Source organism: Sphaerimonospora thailandensis (genome assembly GCF_016863115.1).
Classification (GTDB): Bacteria; Actinomycetota; Actinomycetes; order Streptosporangiales; family Streptosporangiaceae; genus Sphaerimonospora; species Sphaerimonospora cavernae.
Genome location: NZ_BOOG01000036.1, coordinates 50,726 through 70,077, shown reverse-complemented (window position 1 = coordinate 70,077; position 19,352 = coordinate 50,726). Strand labels below are relative to the sequence as shown.

General features: G+C 66.2%; 16 protein-coding genes, 1 tRNA gene and 1 pseudogene. 9 read left to right on the top strand and 9 right to left on the bottom strand.

The annotated features are described in order from the left end of the window. Positions 1 to 8 precede the first annotated feature (8 nt). Together Mth01_RS19100 and Mth01_RS19095 are read right to left on the bottom strand one after the other, a co-directional pair. Complete coding sequence (locus Mth01_RS19100; protein WP_204017252.1) at positions 9 to 2,009, bottom strand: Druantia anti-phage system protein DruA; 2,001 nt, start codon at positions 2,007 to 2,009, stop codon at positions 9 to 11. Beyond that, the gene (locus tag Mth01_RS19095; RefSeq protein WP_204017251.1) at positions 1,970 to 3,427 is read right to left on the bottom strand and encodes an ATP-binding protein; all 1,458 of its coding nucleotides are present in this window, start codon (positions 3,425 to 3,427) and stop codon (positions 1,970 to 1,972) included. Before Mth01_RS19095 ends, Mth01_RS19100 begins: the two co-directional genes overlap by 40 nt. A 2,130-nt stretch (positions 3,428 to 5,557) precedes the next feature. Between Mth01_RS19095 and Mth01_RS19090 the strand changes: the two genes are divergently transcribed. The 4 genes and pseudogenes from Mth01_RS19090 (at position 5,558) to Mth01_RS19075 (ending at position 6,713) form a co-directional block, all read left to right on the top strand. Next, on the top strand, positions 5,558 to 5,830 hold the full coding sequence (locus tag Mth01_RS19090) for a hypothetical protein (protein ID WP_204017250.1): 273 nt from the start codon (positions 5,558 to 5,560) through the stop codon (positions 5,828 to 5,830). A 141-nt stretch (positions 5,831 to 5,971) separates the two neighbouring features. Further along, a pseudogene (locus Mth01_RS19085) lies at positions 5,972 to 6,151 on the top strand (hypothetical protein); the annotation flags it as partial. 168 nt (positions 6,152 to 6,319) lie between these two features. After that, positions 6,320 to 6,520 (top strand): hypothetical protein, encoded by a 201-nt coding sequence (locus Mth01_RS19080; protein WP_204017248.1) that lies wholly within the window; start codon positions 6,320 to 6,322, stop codon positions 6,518 to 6,520. 105 nt (positions 6,521 to 6,625) lie between these two features. Then, positions 6,626 to 6,713, top strand: a tRNA-Ser gene (locus Mth01_RS19075). On the opposite strand, the gene Mth01_RS30430 is transcribed toward Mth01_RS19075, so the two are convergent. Both Mth01_RS30430 and Mth01_RS19065 read right to left on the bottom strand, forming a co-directional pair. After that, positions 6,713 to 6,913: a hypothetical protein gene (locus Mth01_RS30430; protein ID WP_407695959.1), complete on the bottom strand. Its 201-nt coding sequence runs from the start codon at positions 6,911 to 6,913 to the stop codon at positions 6,713 to 6,715. The genes Mth01_RS19075 and Mth01_RS30430 overlap by 1 nt on opposite strands. Before the next feature lie 31 nt (positions 6,914 to 6,944). Then, positions 6,945 to 7,217 carry a hypothetical protein gene (locus Mth01_RS19065; RefSeq protein WP_204017246.1) on the bottom strand — a complete coding sequence of 91 codons (273 nt, stop codon included), beginning with the start codon at positions 7,215 to 7,217 and terminating at the stop codon, positions 6,945 to 6,947. Between the two features lie 591 nt (positions 7,218 to 7,808). Between Mth01_RS19065 and Mth01_RS19060 the strand changes: the two genes are divergently transcribed. Beyond that, positions 7,809 to 8,168 (top strand): 5-carboxymethyl-2-hydroxymuconate Delta-isomerase, encoded by a 360-nt coding sequence (locus tag Mth01_RS19060; protein WP_204017245.1) that lies wholly within the window; start codon positions 7,809 to 7,811, stop codon positions 8,166 to 8,168. A gap of 152 nt (positions 8,169 to 8,320) precedes the next feature. Here Mth01_RS19060 and Mth01_RS19055 read toward each other — a convergent pair whose 3' ends face one another. Genes Mth01_RS19055 through Mth01_RS19035 form a run of 5 tightly spaced genes read right to left on the bottom strand, consistent with a single transcriptional unit; the run spans position 8,321 to position 11,828 of the window. Beyond that, the gene (locus Mth01_RS19055) at positions 8,321 to 8,827 is read right to left on the bottom strand and encodes an NUDIX hydrolase (protein WP_204017244.1); all 507 of its coding nucleotides are present in this window, start codon (positions 8,825 to 8,827) and stop codon (positions 8,321 to 8,323) included. Positions 8,828 to 8,857: 30 nt separating this feature from the next. Beyond that, entirely contained in the window at positions 8,858 to 9,841 is a 984-nt protein-coding gene (locus tag Mth01_RS19050) for a lipase family protein (protein WP_204017243.1), read from the bottom strand. Between the two features lie 12 nt (positions 9,842 to 9,853). Then, positions 9,854 to 10,633 carry a hypothetical protein gene (locus Mth01_RS19045; RefSeq protein ID WP_204017242.1) on the bottom strand — a complete coding sequence of 260 codons (780 nt, stop codon included), beginning with the start codon at positions 10,631 to 10,633 and terminating at the stop codon, positions 9,854 to 9,856. Between the two features lie 2 nt (positions 10,634 to 10,635). Continuing rightward, entirely contained in the window at positions 10,636 to 11,157 is a 522-nt protein-coding gene (locus Mth01_RS19040; RefSeq protein WP_204017241.1) for a hypothetical protein, read from the bottom strand. Then, entirely contained in the window at positions 11,154 to 11,828 is a 675-nt protein-coding gene (locus Mth01_RS19035; protein ID WP_204017240.1) for a GTPase domain-containing protein, read from the bottom strand. The genes Mth01_RS19040 and Mth01_RS19035 overlap by 4 nt, the downstream gene beginning before the upstream one ends. Positions 11,829 to 11,954: 126 nt before the next feature. Here Mth01_RS19035 and Mth01_RS19030 point away from each other — a divergent pair, with 126 nt between their 5' ends. From Mth01_RS19030 to Mth01_RS19015, 4 genes are all read left to right on the top strand, one after another. Next, the gene (locus tag Mth01_RS19030) at positions 11,955 to 13,241 is read left to right on the top strand and encodes a helix-turn-helix domain-containing protein (protein ID WP_204017239.1); all 1,287 of its coding nucleotides are present in this window, start codon (positions 11,955 to 11,957) and stop codon (positions 13,239 to 13,241) included. Positions 13,242 to 13,344: 103 nt separating this feature from the next. After that, on the top strand, positions 13,345 to 14,598 hold the full coding sequence (locus Mth01_RS19025) for a GUN4 domain-containing protein (protein ID WP_204017238.1): 1,254 nt from the start codon (positions 13,345 to 13,347) through the stop codon (positions 14,596 to 14,598). A gap of 114 nt (positions 14,599 to 14,712) precedes the next feature. Next, complete coding sequence (locus tag Mth01_RS19020; protein WP_204017237.1) at positions 14,713 to 16,641, top strand: MGMT family protein; 1,929 nt, start codon at positions 14,713 to 14,715, stop codon at positions 16,639 to 16,641. Between the two features lie 63 nt (positions 16,642 to 16,704). Continuing rightward, the gene (locus Mth01_RS19015; RefSeq protein WP_204017236.1) at positions 16,705 to 19,317 is read left to right on the top strand and encodes an SCO7613 C-terminal domain-containing membrane protein; all 2,613 of its coding nucleotides are present in this window, start codon (positions 16,705 to 16,707) and stop codon (positions 19,315 to 19,317) included. Positions 19,318 to 19,352: the final 35 nt, after the last annotated feature.

The following is a 19,352-nucleotide window of genomic DNA, read 5'->3' as shown; positions in this document are numbered from 1 at the left end:
TCGGGGCGTTAGGTGACGATAGGGAGCATTTCGAGCATTTCGTCTCCGGCAGGCAACGGTACGCGGGCGCCGTGCCGCACCGGCCGGACCAACCGGTGGGAACGCATGGACTCAAGGACATCCTGGCGCGTCGCCCTCTGCCGGCACCAGCGCTCGAGCCACCAATCGGCGACCTTGGCGTCCGCTTCGGGCAATTCGGGATTCAGCAGGTACTTCGGTTCACGGTCGATGCCGAGTGAGTAGTCCCGCAGGTTTTCGACCAGTGGAACGCCGTAGAGGATGCGTTCGCGCCCGTGCCTGAGTAGTTCGTCGGCGGGCCAACCGAGTGCGGCGAGCCCTAGCCGCACCTTGCGCAGCCGAGGGCTGACACCCTCGCCGAACAGGCCGTTGACTCGGACGACCGAGCCGCTCAGCGCCGAAAGTCGGACTAGCGCGTTGACGGTCTCTTCCGAGAAGTGAGAGGTTCCGAACGAGCGCGACCGTCCGAGTTCATGGAAGCCCACACGAGTGTTACTTTTGCCCCCCATGATCTCGGCGGGCCAGAACAGCCGGTTGTACTGGCTTGAACCGGTGCCGTAGAGCGACGTGGTTCCGACGAAGGAGAGGCGGGTCTCACGCAGGATTGGACGACCGGCCATCGCCGACGCAATCTCACTTGGGCGCGCGTACTTCTCACGGTAAGCGGCCAGTACCCGGGGGGAGACGGCCAGCGCCCCCACCAGTTTTCCCGCCGCAAGTGCGTTGTAGGGTGCCACTGCGCCGCAGACGGTGAGGTCGGCAATGACGGTGCCGACTCGCTCTCCTCGTGCGCGACGCACCACGCGACGCATCTGCGTACGAGTCTTAGGATCCGAAAAGGCCTTGGTGAGTCCTTCGGCCGTAGGCGGGGAGAGATATGCGCCGAGCAGGGTGGCGATCTCCAGGGTCTCAGCGAGCGCCGACGAACGCTTGCTCCGAAACAGGTCTGTCATAGCGCGATCCACCCACGCGCCGTGCTTGATGTTGCGGACCTCGCGGATCGTGCTGGCCTGGTGGTGCCTCTGACGGTGTCGCTCGGCGTCCGCCCGCAGCCGGGCAATCACCTCCGGAGTGGGCGTCGTCAGGTCGGTCGGTTGGAGAATTCCGTCGCGGAGGAGATCGTCGACATAGATCTCGCTCTGCTGAGCATTGATCCGCTGGGCCAGCCAGCAGGCGATATCGTCAGTGGGCTTAGCGCGCACCTGCTCGAGGAATTGATCGGTCTCCCAGCCTATCCATTGGTCGCGCTCAGCGATCTGGACGACCGGGCTGGAGATCGCCGCAAGCCCGATCACGGCGTGAAACTGGGTGGCTGCGTCCCGGATCAGAATCGGCATCGAGCGGCCGGGCACGGTCGCGTAGGCATTGGACCACGTGTGGCGAAAGTAGCGCCAGATGTCGTGGAGCTTGAAACCGGTCAGTTCGCAGGTGGAGGAGTCAACAATCTGAACGTAGGGCTTGATGACATCCGCGGACGCACCGGCGCGCTGAAGTGCTTCTATCAACTCTCGGCCGTCGCGCATCAAGTTGAAGACGGAGACTAACCGGTCGCCATGCTGGTGCGTGCGCTCCATGCTCTCGACAAATTTCCGAACGCTGCCCTTCCTAAGCTGCTCATCGCGACGGAGGAGCTCCTGACGGCGGATCCGGGCCTTCTCGGCCTCGCGGTCGCTGTGTACCGACGGAGGAGCAAATATAGCCCTGGACTTGTCGATCCGAACCGTCCAGCCTTGATTTACGAGATCGATAGCGGCGTGAGCAGCTGCAGCGAGCAGAGGCTGGTCATACAGATTTTTGATCTTTGCGGTGCGGACCCAGTGGTCGTGATCGCCTACAGTCTTAGCACCCTCCGCAGCGCTCGCGAGCAGCGTGCAGAGTCGGGCGAACCCTTGCCGTTCCTGGCGGGAGGCGTCGGCCGGAAGGCTGAGAGGCACGAGCATCGCGTCTTGGTTCATGACTTCTGGAGCATCCGTCCGTAGGTCCTGCTCCACAGTTGTAGGAGAGCGTCGCAGTTATGGCCGTCGCGATCCAGGAGCGCTGTGGTTCGCGCAAAGGACAGGAGGAAAAGCTCGAGTGCAATGCGCAGTTCTCCTGCCGCCTCGTCACTCAGCGTCTGGAGGGGGCGGTACAACGCTGCGAAGGCGGGGTGGTCCACGTTCAGCGTTACGTCGAGCGTGCGCCGCTTCAGGGCCGAGATGAACATCGTCTCTATCGGAAGTTGCTCGGATCCGATTCGGTAGCTCAGGGCACCCGAGCCTTTTCCAGCCGTACGAATGACGGGCAGGTCAACATCCGCGGCCTCCGCTATCCGACAGGACGTTTCCGTCGCCGCTTGAAACTTGACCTCCTCGAACGCCTGGCGCACGCGCGAGTTCAACAGTCGGGCAATCGACTCCAATTCCGGCCCGAGGGCCTCCTGGAGTACCTGAGAAGGTCGGATGCCCTGCTTGTTGATGGTAATGCCGAAATGCTCATCGAGGATCGGGTCGAACTCGATCTCGCAGCGCCACCAGTCGTCATAGTTTTCTTTTCGTTTCGCGCCCATGAGGTGCCAACCACTTGCGATCTCGCGGCTGGCACGGAGGATGGAGACACCTGCTCCGCCCACGATGCCTACGCGTCGCTTGGTCATGTTATCCAGATGATGCCACTTATGAACCGGCAGCATCGCAAACCGAACTGTGACGAAGGCCGTCTCGCCCGACGACGCTGCGAGTTCGTAGCGGAGCGGCTCGAAGGCCAGGCGTGCGCTGTGCCCCTCCACCTTCGCCATGAGCAGCAGGGGATCAACCGGATCAACCTGCCTGCCGTTGATGGTCAGGGTGAGGTCGCCGTTGCTCAGGAAGCGCCGGTACATGCGTCCGAGATCGCGGCGCAAGGCGCGTTCGAGCCACGCGAGACGCCGGTACTCTATGCGGTCGCAGCTTCGCCAGACCACCAGGCAGCCCGACCCTGTAGTGATGCCAGATTGTGGCCGAGCATGAAGATCAACCGGGGTCCCTACGGCGATGGCGTCGACGTCTAAGAAGACCTGGTTTGCCGTGTGTCCGTTCTGCCAGGAGGTCACCTCGACTCGCCGAGCCTGGCTGAGGGATGCAGCAGGCAGGCCCATACCAAACCGACCGAACGACTGCCGCTCGTCGAAGCGTGACGAGCCACCGAAGCGGAGGCACGCCTCCAGTTGGGAGCGCGACATGCCTTCCCCGTTGTCCTCTACACGAATCTCCGGAAGGCTGCCTGCGGTGGGACGCGTGATCGTGACCTCGACCTGCGTTGCGGATGCCTGGAGCGAGTTGTCTATGAGTTCGGCGAGGGCGGTCGAGAGGCTGACGTAGCCCGACTCCCGGATTGCGCGTATGAAGTTGGAGGAGACCACGAGGTCGTCTCTACGGTGCGTCTGTCGGTCCATCGCCTCTCCCGATGACTTGCTCAAGTTCCTGGGTCGAGAGTAGCTGCATAGAGGGCCGCCTGGGAAGTAGATCGTTTCGCAGCAGGACGCTACAGACCCCAGATACATGACTGTGATCCGCTTCGTCTTGGCTGATTTGGTCAAATCCTGGACTGATCCTCCAGCCGTGGGGCGGACGGCAGGGCGGGTGGGTAGGCGCGATGATCTCTAGCGCACCGGGAGAAGATGCATTGTCCTGCCAGCCGGAAGGTGCGGAGACCATCCAGGTGCGGTGCTGTTACCCACCTGCCTCGCGGCTTTCGGCCCTTAGCTAGGGCCTGGATCCCAGGGGCGTTCCGCTGGACGTGGTTCTCATAGCGTTGATTTCCGGTCTAGAGAAGCTTGATCACCGCACTGTGCAATTGCCTGAAATGATCTTGAGGGCGAGGGGGCATACGGCAAGGCTCCGGTGCAGGTCAAGAGCACCGTAGACCGTGGAAAGGTCACGCGCTGTAAAACCATCGGCTCAGCCAGAGTGACTACTCTGCTGGAAAAGCGAAGGTCATGCCGCCGGGCCGCCCGGTGGTCAGCCCTGATGGCCTTGCGCTTCGGGTCCGGCTTGCCGCCGAGCGGCGTGTGGCCCGAGTGGACGCGTGCGGGACAGGTGCGGGATGATCTTGGAAACGCAAGCGTGTCACATGGGGTGTTCGCGCAGCTCACGCCACGCGGGAGGGCTATACGACCACCGCTCTCCTAAAGCGGGTGCTCTGTTGGCTGCCGCTTCCGACTCTGGGTCCGGCGACTTGAGGTCCTGCTCCTCTTACCACCGTATTACAGATCAGACCGTTCCCGGAGCGGCCGCGTAATAGTAGACCGACCAGGGTGGCGGCGTGCATGGCCTATAGCGATCGTCACCTACGATACAGCAGACAACCAGCTCGGGAAGATCCCGCAAACCGGGTTGGCCGAGACCGTCGACGCCCACGCCCTGTCGGGAGCCGAGGGCATCCGCAAGCCCGATGCCGAGCTGTTCGAAAACGCGTCCAAGGGATACGACGCAACTTTCAGCGAGAGCAGATAGGTGATCGGTGACAACCCGGTCACTGACGTAGCCGGCTGACGCGCCGGTCTTCGAACAGTGCGGGTCAACGCGGAACCTGGCCCGAGGTGCAAGCGCAACGCCGCCGTAGTCCGCAACGTGCTGGAAGCTATGGAGATCCTCCACGAGCACAGGTAGCGGCAGTGCCATGAACTTCCGAATAGTTGACTGACTGCCTTGATTGGTCGGTACGTGGGCGTTGTATCGGTATGGCCAGCGCACTGAAGCTATCCCGGATTGATCAGACTGTGTGGGCTTGTTGATCGTGCTCACAGGAGCAGCGATCAAGTCCTTTGCGGGGCGGCGACCAAGGTGGTGGCACGGTCACCCCGGCCAGCTCGAGATCGCGGCCGGAGGCTTCAGCACCTGCTCCGACCTCCTGAAGGAGGCCTTGAGACGGTAGAGACTGCGAGAGACGCACCGGACGAGCCTGAGCCATGCGGAGACGAGCGCGGCTTGGAGGGCAGTACCCCCCTGTACGGGGGAATCTCGAAGTATTATTTTTCGACAGTGAATATTGTTGCTAGCGATCTGGCTAACATGAGATACTGAAAGTTTAGCTACGCGTGTCGCGATCTTGGGCGTGGAGGAGTAGGCTGACGCGCGCCGCCTCGGGAAGGACTCTCGAACCCGAGCCGAGGCGGCGCAGCAGAACTCACCTCCGACACGGAAGGAGCCCTACGTGGTTAGCGTATCGCTTCGCATCAAGAATGGTCCCGGCCTGCCTCTTGCCGTCCTCGCGCTGCTAGCGGTGGCTTTGATACGGCTTGGGGTCAAGACTGACGATGCTCGAATGATCATGGCAGACCTAACCACAGCGACCCTGATGTACATCCTGCTTCAGCACTCAAGGAAGAAGAAGTAGGGGCGGGGAGATTATGGAGGGTGCTTCCCCGTGGAGCACCCTCCACGTCAGGCACGGGATATATGCGGGCCTTGTGGCGGCTTCAGCCCAACGGAGGGCCGTACAGCAGCGAGTTCGGGCCGGCGCAAACGGGAAAGTATTGCAGTTGGCACAGGGCTGGTCCTTCCGTGTCACCCACCTGGACCGAGTGATCACACAGGTCAAAGCTTGGGGATTCGCCCTAGAACGGTTGCGTAGTGGCGACGAGGCCCGACTCGTGGATGCTCAAGGTCGACTTAGTTCTATCGCCAAAGACGTCGACCTGCAGATAGTGGTGGCGACACCGGAAACCTCTGAGCAGCAAGCGGCCTACGAAGAGGCAGAGCAGGTGTTCCGAACACTCAAGGCCAGCGTCCATCCAGTCGAAGCGGTGACGGCGGTCAGCGCACGGGCAGCCGATCTGGTCCGAACGATCCGCTAAGCCGCGGTATGCCCCTACGGGCTGATCACCCCCAGTTGCTTGCTGATACGCGATCTCTGACCAAGGGCCTCACCACAGGTCGTACACGTTGACCATTTCAAGGCACGGCCAGAATGTCGAGATGCACCGCCTCTGGGGCGGATGCCACGACGTCCGACCGATCACCGTGGACGGGAGCTAACCGATCAGGGAGAGCTCGACGAAGCGTTCGCTCTGGTCGCGGGCCGGTTCGAGCGCCGGGAGGTCCGGCTGCGTACCCGCAGATGCCTGGAGGGCCTGCTGTCGGGGCTGGAGCGCAAGAACGGCTGGACGCTGGCCGAGTCGAGCTGATCCCCAGCACAGCACGCGCGCTGGTTCGCCGTCGAGCGCGGGGATCGAGGCCGTGACGACCACGGCGGCGTGCCGTATGGCGTCAGTCACCGTTCTCGGCTCCCGCGGGCTCCGAGGGCCAGTCCGGGTTTGTCCCCCGTCCAAGGCATGATGATGGGCATGAGTGAGCAGGAGAAGAGCCCGTTGGAGTCCAGCGACGCGTGGTGGTCGATTTCGGAGCACGAGCGCGAGGAATGGCGGCAGTATGCGTCGGAGGTGGGCTATCACCACTTCGTCGAGTGCAACCTGGACGCCGATGACGACGTCCTCCACCACCTGTTCCCGAACGTCGACATCACCCGTCCGGGTGAGGGGATCTAGACCCCGAGCCTCCTCGGAGCGACACGGCGGCCTCACCCCGCGGGATATTTTCGGGATGATCTTATTTGGTCCGATCTCTGTTTAGGGCTGAGCCGTAGGTCAGGGGCGGTGGGGTGCGGGAACCGTAGTGCTCTTGAAAACCGCTCTAGGGCCGGTGACGGTCCTCGTGGGTTCGAATCCCACGCTCTCCGCTCAACCAGTCAAAACGGCGTCTGACCAGCGGTTACATCGGGCGACTGCCCCGCCCGCAACCCAGACGAAACCCGCCGCCATAGGTCCATGTGCGGGAGGCGTACTCGCTGAGGTCGGGGCTATCCGCACGGTGGAGATGTGGGCGAGGAAGTCCGACTGGAGGATCACCGCGAAACGCTCACCTCGTTGCTCATGGGCCATCGCGTCTCGGGGAGCGCGCAGCCTGTACACGTCACCACGCACGCAGGTGCTCCGTGTCCCTCATGATCGCTTCTGCTTCGGCCCTGTCGGCGGGGTCGTTGGCCAACCGCTCGGCTGCGACTTGGGCCTGTTCCATACGACGGAGACGCTGGGCGATGAGAAGCGCTTCGCGGACGGCTTCAGATGCGGAGCGGCCGTCGGAAGTCAGCTCGCCCAGGGCCTTCTCGGCCTTGACGTCGAGTTCAACAGTCAACATGCCCATATCTTCACTGTAAGGCGCGGTCTCCCGCAGGTCTTCGGCCAATTTCCGTGATCGTCCAGATGCATACCGTAATTGACGTCGAGCGACATCGAACCCCCGGTCTCTGCTACCCCGTCATGGATCGTGGCTGACGATTGGGTTGGAAACCCCGGCGAAGGGAACGTGATCGTGGATCCCGCGCATCAGGAGAAGGTCTTTGAGGACGGGATGACCGCACCGCCATCGATGCACTTCATGTGGACCCTGAACAGCACATCCACGCCATGCCCCCGCACGTTCGGCGGCCTCGGGAGCTGCTACCCCGCGTTCAACCAGAGCGAGACGGCAGCATAACGAAGGTCGTACGGCCGAGCCGCCCGAAGCGTTCGTACAGGTCCACCGCGACACCGCGCAGCGTGGATGTGCCGCCGCGCATTACCGCCTATCGGGCCCGGGCAACTGGCCCCGGTTCTGCGTTGTGCAACTTCCCGAGGGTTGGCGACTGGTGATGAGCTTCCCCGAAGTCGACACCGTCGCCTTCCTCATCCTCGACAAACACGACAACCGCACCGACCCCTACGTCTTTCTGGAAGAGGCCTGAGTGTGATCACCGTAGGCGATGGCGCGCCTCAGCCGGCCTCGATAATCAGTGGCATGCCACAGATCACTGTCGAGTACTCAGCCGCCCTTGCTGAGGCGTTCGATCGGCGCGGGTTCGCGCTGGCACTTCACTCGGCCGCGGCCGGGCTGATCGGCAGCGCCCTGCCAGACTTCAAGACTCGCTTCTATCCCATCGCTGAAGCGGTCATCGGTAGCGGAGCAGCCACCGAGGCGATGATCCACGTGGATCTGGCGATCCTGCCCGGCCGTGACCCCGCGGTCAAAACCCGGCTGGGGGATCTGACCCTCGCGACGCTCTGCGATCACATCAGGCCCGGGACCGGGCTGACCACCCAGGTCACCGTCGAGGTTCGAGACATCGAGAACTACCACAAACGTGTGCTGAGGCGATAGTCGCACGATGTCGGGGCCGCCTAACAGCCGCCCTGCCGGCGCGGCGCTGCTCATGCCGTTCTCAGCGTCGATGGTGATCCTGACACCCCCACGCCGAGCGTCCCCCCTTTTGAGCGGGAGAGAGGGGGGATTCGCGCAACCCCGCGACGGGCTCACCACGGTGAGGAGAGGGCGACAGGCGTTGCCGGGATGTTCCCACCGATCAACTGCGCGACAAGGCCGGCCAGACCGGACGGGAACACCCGTTCGTTGGAGCATCGCAGCTCAGGAATGCTCCACCAGTGATGCGCGACGATCAGCGACTGCTCGAACTCGTCCCGGCCCGAGGTCTTCACAGTCGTCTCTCCCATGCGGGCGTAGAAGCGGGCGTAGAAGAACGTGTCGATCCCCAGGACCGTCGTTCCGTCCCGCCGCCAGGTTCCCGAACTGACCGCCACGACCGGGCCGAGGTCGGCGGGCGGCACAAGCAGGCCGGTCTCCTCGCGCAACTCCCGCGAGGCCGTTTGCGTGAGCGACTCGCCTTCGCCGACCCTTCCCCCGGGGGTGGTCCATTCAAGCCGATGTTGCCGCTCGCCGCTGCCGTACCCCTGTAAGAGGAGCAGGCGATCCTCTGCGTCGACGAGGATGATCCGGGCGGTCAGCCGTGGGATGGGCTGCATCGGGTTCCAATCGTCGCAGGCCGGTCCGGGTCATGGCTGTCGCGGGCCCTGCGCCGTCAAGGCACGGAGTGCGGCGAGGTATGCGGCGATGTGGTGATCCTTGACCGAATCGCGGAGGCGTCCCCGGGTTTTCAGACGCCTCTCGATGAGGTGCTTCGACTCGCCGGTGGTCAAACCGTGCCCGTCCGGTGTTCGGCGGTCGGACGGCTCGATGGCCGATCCGGGCGGATGCAGGTATCGGAGCCGGCCGACAGGGCGCCAGGAGAGGGGCAGCGGGGTGCCACGGAACAGACCTCCGGCGAGCTCCCCCACCATGGCCACGCCGGGAGCGCGGACGTGGGAGTACTGCCCCGGAAACCACGGAACCGGGTCGTCGCCATGCTCGAAGCGCGTCACCGGCACATTTGCGACGGAAAACTCGAAGTCCGCCGTTCCGGGCATCGGTGAGCCGTAGGTGAAGACCCTGTGGACGCGGTGGAACTCCTGAGTCAGGTCACGGGCGGCCATCAGTGCGATCGCTCCGCCCGCGCTGTGGCCGGACATGAAGACGCGCGCCTTACGTTCGCGTGCGGCGGCCACGGCCCGGCGGACGTCGTCGAGCGTGGCGAGCGCGCGCCAGTGATAGGCCGCCTGGTAGTCGGTCCGCCCCAAGGCGCTCGTGATGTTGTCCAGCCAGCCCAGGATGGTCGCGGCCATGCGGTCCTCGCTCAGATCTGCCCCGAAGGTGGTCGTGCCGCGGTAGGCCACCAATGTGAGATCGTCCGACTCGCAGATCAGGGTGTTGGTGACGTGTACTTCGTGATCGTCGTGTGTCGCGGCGATCCGCACCCGCCACTCGCCACGTACGGCCTGCCTGATCGCGGCGAGTGCCGCCGCCACGGGGTCGTCGGCATAGGTCGCCGCCGCGAGCAGGCCCATGGCATATCCCCAGCCGAGCTCCTCCTCGTCGGACATGGACCAGTCTTTGGACAGCAGGCGGTTGAGCAGTTCGCGGGCGATGTCCGCGCGGGACATGGCAGCCTCCGATCACCTGATGGGGTGGTGGCCGGTGGGCGGGAAAACCACCCTCATGGTCAGGATGAGCCGCCGGGCATCCTTGGTGACGGCCTGGAACGCGCCGTCGAAGGATGGGCCGAGCTTGCGGAGGACGGAGGCGACGTGCACAGCGGCGTGCACCTCTCGCAGCGCCTCCGAACTGATGTCGAGTTCGAGCGAGTGCTCCTCGAGTTCGTTCTGAGGAAAGCTGCGCTGCCGGATGAGAGTGCGGATGGCCGGGTCGTCCTGAATTCCTTCTCGGCGGGCGTGCGCTGCGGCGGCGTCCGTGGCGGGTTCGCCGCCGCGCCACTCCCACAGGGCCTGCATCGACTGGGCGACGCGCCGCAGCGACTCGCCGACGCCGTGGACCGAGCCGGTGACCGCACCGGCCTGGAACCGAATCGCCGCGCCGACCTGCCCGTCCTCGGTCACCTCACGGATCTCCCTGACCTCGAGCCGGGCCGCACCGAGCATCTGGCAGACTTCCGCGACGAGGTTGAACTTGGCCGCCGATATGCGCTCGTACGCCAGCGCCGCCTCGACGTACGTGTCGGCGTCCCAGCGGTTGCGGATCAGAAGCGTTCCCGGCTGGAGCACGTCCTCGATCGACTGGAGCGTCGGGTCGTCGCTGAGCGGAGGCCGCAGCGGTACGGGAACCACCGTGGTGAAGGGATCGGTGAGCAACTCCGGGACCACGCTTCTGGCCCTGTTGTAGTCGTCACGATGGAGTACGACGATCTTCTTCTCGAGCTTGGGGGCATCGTCCGGCATCGCTAGCCCACCAGCTTTCTGACCAGCAGGTACAGGAGAGCGGCGAGCAGTGCCAGGAGCGCCGCCTGGGCTTTCGGACGGGACAGCAGGTCCAGGGCGAAAGGGCGCCTGCCCGCCCACCCCTCTGCGAGCAGTCGATCGATGTCGGCGGGGTCGGCGGTCAGCCCGCCTTCGCTCAGGATCCCGGCCGCCTCGATCGCCGCGGCCTGCGTCCATGTCCGCTCCCTTGCCGGAGCGGTGACCACGAGGGAGGCCCTGAGCCGCTGCCTCTCCGCCTGTCTCTTCGACTTCCTGCTCGACCCGTTGGCGGTGACCGGAAACTCCACCAGCAGCCGCGAACCGGACAGGACGTACCGCCCGAGGCGGGTGTCGTTCTGCTCGGACGCGTTGGTGACCAGGTCCACGAAGTCCCGATGGACCGCCGTACGCTCGTCCGCGCCGAGCACATGCCCGTACCGCCAGGCAAAGGGCTCTCGATCGGGAAACTCTACGTAGACGATGTCGACGTAGCCGGCTCTTCTCATGGCAGTTCCTTTTCGTGAGCCACGACGTGCTCCATGATCTTCGACGTGACGCGGTCCGCTGACGGCCGGTCCTTCAGGGACCCGACGACCACCCGGACCATGGCGTCACCGCCGAGTCGCAGCAGGATCCGGTCGAGTTGGTCGACGATGATCTGGTGATACGCGGCCTCGTCGACCTGAGGTGATCGAGGGTCTTCGTCGGTATGCGTCACCACGACGATGCAGAGGTAGACCTGCCCGTCTTTCAGCCACCTCCCGATCTGTCCGGCATCGTCGTCGACCCGATGCCAGTCCCGCTCCGGCGGCATCCCGAGTCCGGCGAGCATGCGCGCGTCCACCAGGTAAAGCACGTATCGGCTCTCGGCCACCCGGTTCTCCCACTGGGGCCAGGCCTTTTCCTCACCGCTCAGATCACCCAGGCCCAGAAAGGTCAGACGGATGCCGTTCGCGGTGAGCTTCGTCTTGGGATGGATGCGCGGCGCCTGCGTACGACCGGGATCGTCGTCCACCCAGGTGCCGCGCCACGAGTTGATCAGCGTGGTCTTTCCGGTGTACCTGACCCCGAGCACAGCAATGTGAAACTTTTTCCGGCGAAGCTTCATGAGCAGGAAGAAGGAGATGACCGTGCCGAGGCCGATGCCGAGGCCGTAAATAATGAGGGGAATGGGCACAGATATCCCGCCTTGTCGGATCACTGTACGACCACAAGAGTGTCGAAGTGATATGCCCCCTTCAACCGTTTCCTGTTACTCTCCTCAACAGGAAACGGGGGACGTGTCATTGGCGGGAAGGGCACTATGGCGCATTCGTCCTTCGGAGAGGAGTTGCGCCGGCGACGTATGGCCGCGGGCCTGTCGCTGAGCGCACTGGCGACGGCGGTCAATTACAGCAAAAGCCATCTCTCCAAGGTGGAGACCGGAAACAAGCCGCCGACACCTGACCTCGCGCGACTCTGTGACGGTGCTCTCAAGGCCGGCGGCGCTCTACGGGCACTCGCCCATGCGGCCCGACCGCCCGACGGCAAGGCGGCGGCGGAGTCGTCCGGCCGGACGCTCGACGCCGAGTGGTTGCTGAGATTGCCGGGCGGCGGACCGGGAGAGTTCGCGTCCGCTGATCTGACCGGTCCGGTCAGCATGCGGTTCACCGCCGCATCCGGTGACATCGATGCCCTGTCCTCGCTGCTCGACCTGCTGATCCAAGCAGGACGGTCGAGTCCTCCCGGCATGGTGCTACCGATCGCGATCGCTCAGGTCCATGCCGCTCGGACGGCGATCCCCCATTCCGGAGGCCGCTCGCGCAAGCGATTGCTCACGCTCGCGGCGCGGGCGGCCGAATTCACCGGCTGGATGGCCCAGGAGTCCGGTGACGATTCCGCCGGAGCCTGGTGGACGGATCTCGCGGTGGAGTTCGCCGCTGACGGAGCGGATCAGGAACTGGCCGAGTACGCGGACGTACGGCGTGCCCTGATGACTCTCTACCGAGGTGAGGCCGCCACGACGGTCCATCTGGCGGCTCGGGTCCGACACCGGCACGCGCTCTCACCCCGGTTGCGCTGGCTCGCGGCGCTTCGTGAGGCGCAGGGCCACGCACTGGTGGGCGACGACCACAGCTGCCGGTCCGCCATCGACGGTGCTCACGCGCTCTGGGAGCGCGCGAGCCGGGACGCCCCGGCCCCTCCGCGTCCCGGCGGCGAGGGAGCGGTCGCCCGGCCGCTCGGCACCTCGGTCCCCGTCGACATCATGACCACGATGGTCACCGGATGGTGCCTCCATGACCTGGGCCGACCCGGTGAGGCCGCGGAGGTGCTCGGCCGGGCGCTGCCCGGCCTGGGCCCGTCATCGCGCCGGTCCCGCGCACGCTTCACGGTCAGGCGCGCACTCGCGCTCGCCGACGACGGGTCCATCGCGGACGCCTGCTCGCTGATCGCCGATGTACTGGACGACATCCGCACCGTCGACTCCGCGACGATCAGAGCGGATCTGCGCTGTTTCGCCAATGCCATCCGCCGTCGGCGCACCCATCCCTCCGTGGCCGACCTGTGGCCTCAGTTGTGGCTGATCCTGGGCGGACGCGGACCTCAGTGATCTTCGGTGGTCTTCGGTGATCTCGGTTATCTCGGGGCGGTGACTTCGGCACAATCCCGTACTTGTGGCACGAACGGCGGGGAATTCCGGAAAGGAACGGCCAGTGACGGACTCCGTGGAGCGGGATCTGATATTCATCAGCTTCCGCGGCAAGGACAGCGGTCCGACAGCGGCGCACGTCGACCTGGTGCTGCGTCAGGCCTTCGGCGCCGACCGCGTGTTCCGATCCAGCAGGTCCATCGAACTGGGTTCGCTGTTCGACGAGGTGCTGGAGACCGCCCTGCGCCGGGCCTGCGTGCTGCTTGTGCTCATAGGCCCGCAATGGTGCGGCGACGGCCCCGGCGGACGGCGAATCGACGACCCCGACGACTGGGTGCATCGCGAGGTGAAGGCGTCGCTGGAGGCCGGTGTACATGTGATCCCCGTGATGCTGGAGAAGACGCCTCGGCTCACCGAGGCCGACCTTCCGGAGCCGCTCAAGCCGCTCGCACGACGCCAGACCGCCGAACTCAGGTTCCGCAACGACGCCGCCGACCTGTCCAACCTGATCTCACGGATCCGTCAGACCGTCCCCCAGTTCAGCCGGCTTCGCGTGGCGAACCCGTTCGCGCTGGACTCCGTCGATCTTCCCGGCAGGCTGGAAAGCGGACTCGACTTCGAGCGACTGGACGATCTCCTGGCTGCCCGCCGCTGGCAGGAGGCTGATCGGGAGTCCGCCAGACTGCTGGTGGCGGCGGCTGGAGGCGATCTGCTGAAGCCCCGGTCGTACATGATCCGAATGGACGATGTCGACAAGATCTCTCCCGCTGACCTGCGCGGGATTGACCAGCTCTGGATGTCCCACAGTGAAGGGAGATTCGGGCTGACCACACAGCTGGTGGCCATGCGGAAGGCGGCGGACGACCTGATCACCTTCGGCGACATGATCGGCTGGCGTACGACCCGGTGGATCTACTACTCAGAAGTGCTGTGGTCGTCCTCAGCACCGGTGGGCCATCTGCCGGTCCTGGGTCCGGTCGGCGGCATCCGTCCGCCGAAGCTCCGTGCCCGGGACACCGTGGCGGGAATGAGTTCCATCCCAGCGGCGATAACTCGTTACCTGCGCGACAGAACAGCTGTGGAGCAGGTGCACAGGACACCCGTCAGCGATCCCTTCGGCTGGCGCGAGTACTACCCGCTGGCCCTCTACGCGGCCATAGACGTGCACGCGCATCTGTTCCGGGGCCGAACCGCACCCTACGTTCGTGCGATAACGCAGTCGGTGCGCTCGGGAACCAGCACGTACGGCAACCTCCTGTCCGTGGTCTGGGCCGTGCACCGTGGGCGCCTTCTTGACCGCCTGGTGGATCCCGCGTGACTGTCCGGGTGATGCCACCGTTATCGGTCGGCGTCTCGATCCGCATGGCGGGCAGTACGCCACCGTCCTAGTCTTGATCTACAGGTTCCCCCGATCGCACAAAGGAAGCCCCCGATGTCCTTTGCCGAGCACATCGCCCCGATCCTTCGTGCGGCAATGGAGATCCTCCGGGATGCCGGCCGCCCGATGTCGCCCGACGAGGTGCGGAGGGCCGTCGCCGAGAAGGTCTCGATCGCACCCGAGCAGCAGGCTCTCAACGGGCACGGCCAGGTCCGCTGGCAATCCCAACTGGGCTTCCGTACCGGGGAGGCGGCCTCCATCGGATGGATGACCAAGAGGAACGGCTGGGCGATCACCTCGGCCGGGGTGCGGGCGCTGGAGGACCATCCGGGTGTCGAGCTCTACCGGGAGCTGGGCCGGCAGTACCGGGCGCGACGGCAGCCCGCTCAGGTCCGCTCCTACACGGATCCGCGATGGAAGACCGTTCTCGCGGCCCTGGCACGGGTGACGCCGGGCAGTTGGACGACATACCGCGACATCGCCGACCTGGTCGGTATGTCAGCCCAGTCGGTCGGTGGTTTCATGGCCCAGTCCGCCGACGACAACGTCCATCGCGTGCTCCAAGCGGGTGGCACGATCTCCCCCAATTTCCACTGGCTCGACCCAGAGCGGGCCGAGGATCCCCGTGAGGTCCTGGAAAGCGAAGGCCTCACCTTCGACGCGACCGGGCGGGCGAACCCGGCGCGGCGCGTCACCACGGACATGCTCCGCGCGAAGCTCGCAGAGGCCGGTGTGCTCACGCCGTCGGCCTCCCGTGGCGAGCCCGAGCCGGAGTCCGAGGAGTTCCCGGACGAGATTCCCGGGGCGTTCGAGCAGTTCCAGCAGAACCTCGGATACGCCCGGCAGCTCGTGCACGGCGGTCGGAATCTGGAACGACTCGGCGTCGGCGCCTTCGACGTCACCGATCTCTACCGTGCGGCCTGGACCCAGTCGGTGGCCGCACTGGACCACTGGGTGACCCGGGAGATCGTCGACCGGGCCGTGGCTCTCGCGCTCCAGCCCGATGGGAACCGGCCTCCCAAGTTCAACAAGCTCTCCATCCCGGTTGAGCTGTTCGAGCAGGTCTACTACCGTGCCGCCCCACTGGGCGAGATGTTCCGTACGCACCTGGAACAGTTCTTCGCGTTCATGACCTTCCAGAACCCCGACAAGATCAAGGAAGGCTTCGCGTACGTCAGCACCGTCAATCTCTGGGTGAAGGTCGCGGAGATCCTCACCGAGCAGGACCCGACGAGTCGCGTCACCGCCGACGACGTGCGGGGTCAGCTCAGGGACATCGCCCGGCGCCGCAACAACATCGCGCACACGGCCGACCACGATCCGGACGATCCCGGTCAGAAGCTCCCCATCAAGTCCGGCGATGCCGACGACGTCATCAGCTTCCTCGAGTCCGTCGCGATCGCCATCCAGCACGCACTCGGTGATCCGCTTCCGGCCGCCGACTACGACACGGCCCCTGCCGAGGTGGGCACGCTGGGACCAGTGCCGGCGAGAGCCCTCGACGAGCGACAGGTCTCTCAAGGTGACGGCAAATGGGATGAAGACAGCCTCCTCCACGCGATTCAGCATTACTGCCCGCCGGACGTGGCCGAGACGCTGCTGGCCGTCTACCGGCACGCCGAGCGCCACCCCTCCTTCCGGGGGTACTACTTCGGCACGGGCGAATATCCCTCGGCCACCGCGCGGTTCAGCCTCGGGACCGACGAGGCCGCGGTCTGGAGCATCTACACCGGTGCCAGTCAGTCGGTGCTCTCGATCAACTTCCAATGGATGCACAACCGGGGGGCCTCACCTGAGCGCCTCCATCAGCTGGCAGAGGCTCTGGCGGTGTTTCCCGAGTGGGCGCGCATGCGCGGTCAACTCGTGGCGGCGAACTACGCCAGACGCCCGTCCCTCACCCCGGCCGCGCTGGCTCGGCACGACGCGGCCGAGCTCATCACCAGCGCGATCAATATCCTGCTCACCGTGGGGGACGACATCTGAACAGGGATCGGGAGGCTGGGACTGGCGCGTGCGCGGGCACGCGGTTTGCGGGATCGTAGTGACATGGATCCTGGCGCGCCCCCGCGATGTCCCGACTGCGGCGAGCCGCTCGCCGGCCCGCACACCGCCTGCCCGGTTTGCGCGCTGCCGCTGAGCGGTCCTGTCGCCGCCGAACTGTGGCGGGTCGATGTGGAGCGCGCCGAGCTCAGGCGACGTGAGATGCAGCTCACTGCCCGGCGCACCGAGCTTCTCGTGATGTTGCGAACCGCCCGCGCCGGAACTGGAATCGGAACCGCGGTCGGGACTGAAGTCGGGACCGGGCAGTCCGGGGACGCCTCCGGCGCCCTCCCGCCGCCGATGCCCGGCACCGAGCGGCCGAAGGACCTGTCCGCGAAAGCCGTACAGAACCTGTTATTGGCACTCGGCGGGATCCTGCTGGTCGTGGCGGCGATCGTGTTCACGGCGGTGAGCTGGGGGCACCTCGGCATCGGCGGCCGCGCCGCGATCCTGCTCGGCTTCACCGGCCTGGTCCTCGCGGCCCCGCTCGGGTTGCGGAAGCGTGGTCTGGCCGCCACCGCGGAGACCCTCGCCCTGCTCGGCCTCGCGCTGCTGTTCCTCGACGGGTACGCCGCCTGGCACCTGGGGCTGGCCGGTCTCGACCGAATCGATCCTCAGCACTACACGGCCGGGCTGATCACGGTCGTCGCCGGGGTGTTCGCTATCTATGGGCGGCTTGCCCGGCTCAGGTGGCCGGTTCCCGTGGCGGTCGTGCTCGCGCAGTTTCCGCTCACCGTGCTGGCGTTCGACCAGGGCGCGGTCTGGCTCGTCGCGGCGTTGCTCGCCACCGCCTGCGCCGACGCCACGCTGTGGCTCGCCACGCCGCGGGTGGCGGTGGCGGTCTGCTTCGGTTTCACCTGGTCACTCGGGTCGGTGGTCGGGATCGTGGAGTCTCTCGACGCGTACGAACCGCGCACCGTCTGGAGGCTGTCCGCCGCGCTGCTCGTCGCCGTGGTGACGGGGCTGGTCATCGCCGTTCGCGCGAGCAGGCCCGCAATCAAGCCCGTGAGCGGGCCCGTGAGCAGCCCGTGGCCGGTCGTGCTCGCGGTGGCGTCGACGATCACACTGATCAGTGCGCTCGCGCTCCCCGCCCGCCTGGTTCTGGAGGGTCACTGGGCGGTCGTCCCCGGCCCCGTCGCCGCACTGCTCGTGGCCGTTCTCGCGGTTCTCGCGCGCCGTACGGCCGCCGCGGCGGTCGAGGCGGTCGCGATGCCCGCCGCCATCACAGCCGCGATCATGATGGCCCTGCTGTCCGCGCCGGTGCTGCCGCCGGTGGCCGACGCCCTCGCCGGACCACTGGGCCGGGTCGGGGTCTGGGGCGGCGTCGGTTCGGGTGGCGTCAGTTCGGGTGGCGTCGGTTCGGCATCGGGCGCCCCGTGGCTCCTCGCCGGGCCACCCGACCTGGTCGTGCTCACGATGCTCGCGCTCGCCTCCGCGGCGACCACGCTGCTGCTCCGGCGGCTTCCCGGGACTGACCGGGCCGAGTCGCCGGACGAGTCGCCGGATGAGTCATCGGGCGGGACGCCGTACGACCTGCGACAGGTGCTCACCCTGGTCACCCTGGCGTTCGGCGCGGTGGCCGTGGCCGTCTGCCCTGTCGCGCTCGACCTGCCCTATCCGGCGGTGACATCCGTACAGGTCGGGCTGGCCGTCGCGCTTGCCGCACTCTCGGCACGGGTCCCCCTCGCGGGCGTGCCGGCGCTCGCGGCGGTGCTGGTGGCGGGTATCTGGGCGCTCGCGTCCGAGCCCGCGACACTGATCACGCTGGCTGTCCTCGCCGTCACCGCCGCGGTGACGGTCGTGATCGCTCGCGAGCCTGCCGTACGTATCGGCGCCGCCGGTCTCGCGACCCTGCTGGCCGGCGGCGAGGCGGTCGCGCTGTGGATCGCCGCCGACGTCCAGCCGCGATTCATCACCTTCGTCCTCCTCGCGGTGGCCTGTGTGGCCGCGATCGTCGCGGCGCGGCTCAAGGCCGTTCCGGGGACGGCGGTGGAAATCGCGGGATATGTGCTCGGGTCGATCGGGCTGTTCCTGGTGGTGGATCTGCGGATGTTCAGCCTCGCGTGCGCCGTCGCGGGCGTCCTCGGGTTCGGTACGGCTCTGCGCCCCGACCGGCGGGGGGCGGGATATGCCGGGACCGCCTTTCTGCTGCTGGCCGGCTGGACCCGGCTCTTCGCGGACGGGGTGGAGACGGTGGAGGCCTACACCGTGCCGTTCTCCCTGGTGCTGTTGGTGATCGGCTGGTGGCACGTGCGGGAGTCCTCGTCGTGGCAGGCGTACGGCTCGGGCCTGGCCTTCTCCTTGCTCCCGAGTCTGCTGGCGCTCTACGCCCAGCCCGAGGGCTGGATCCGGCCGTTGGTGCTCGGCCTGGTGTCGATGGCGGTCCTGCTGGCCGGAGCGAGATTCCGGCTGCAGGCGCCCGCCGTGCTGGGCGGGTTCACGCTGGCCGCCGTCGCCCTGCACGAGCTCGCGCCCTGGATCGCACAGCTCATCACGCTCGTGCCGCGCTGGGTCCCGATGGCCGCCGGCGGCCTGGCGCTGCTCCTGATCGGGGCGACCTACGAGGCCCGGCTGAAGGACGTCCGCCGGATACGCGACGGCCTCCGCTCCCTGCGGTAGCCGTGACAGGCCGCCGGCGGAAGGCCCCGCCCTCG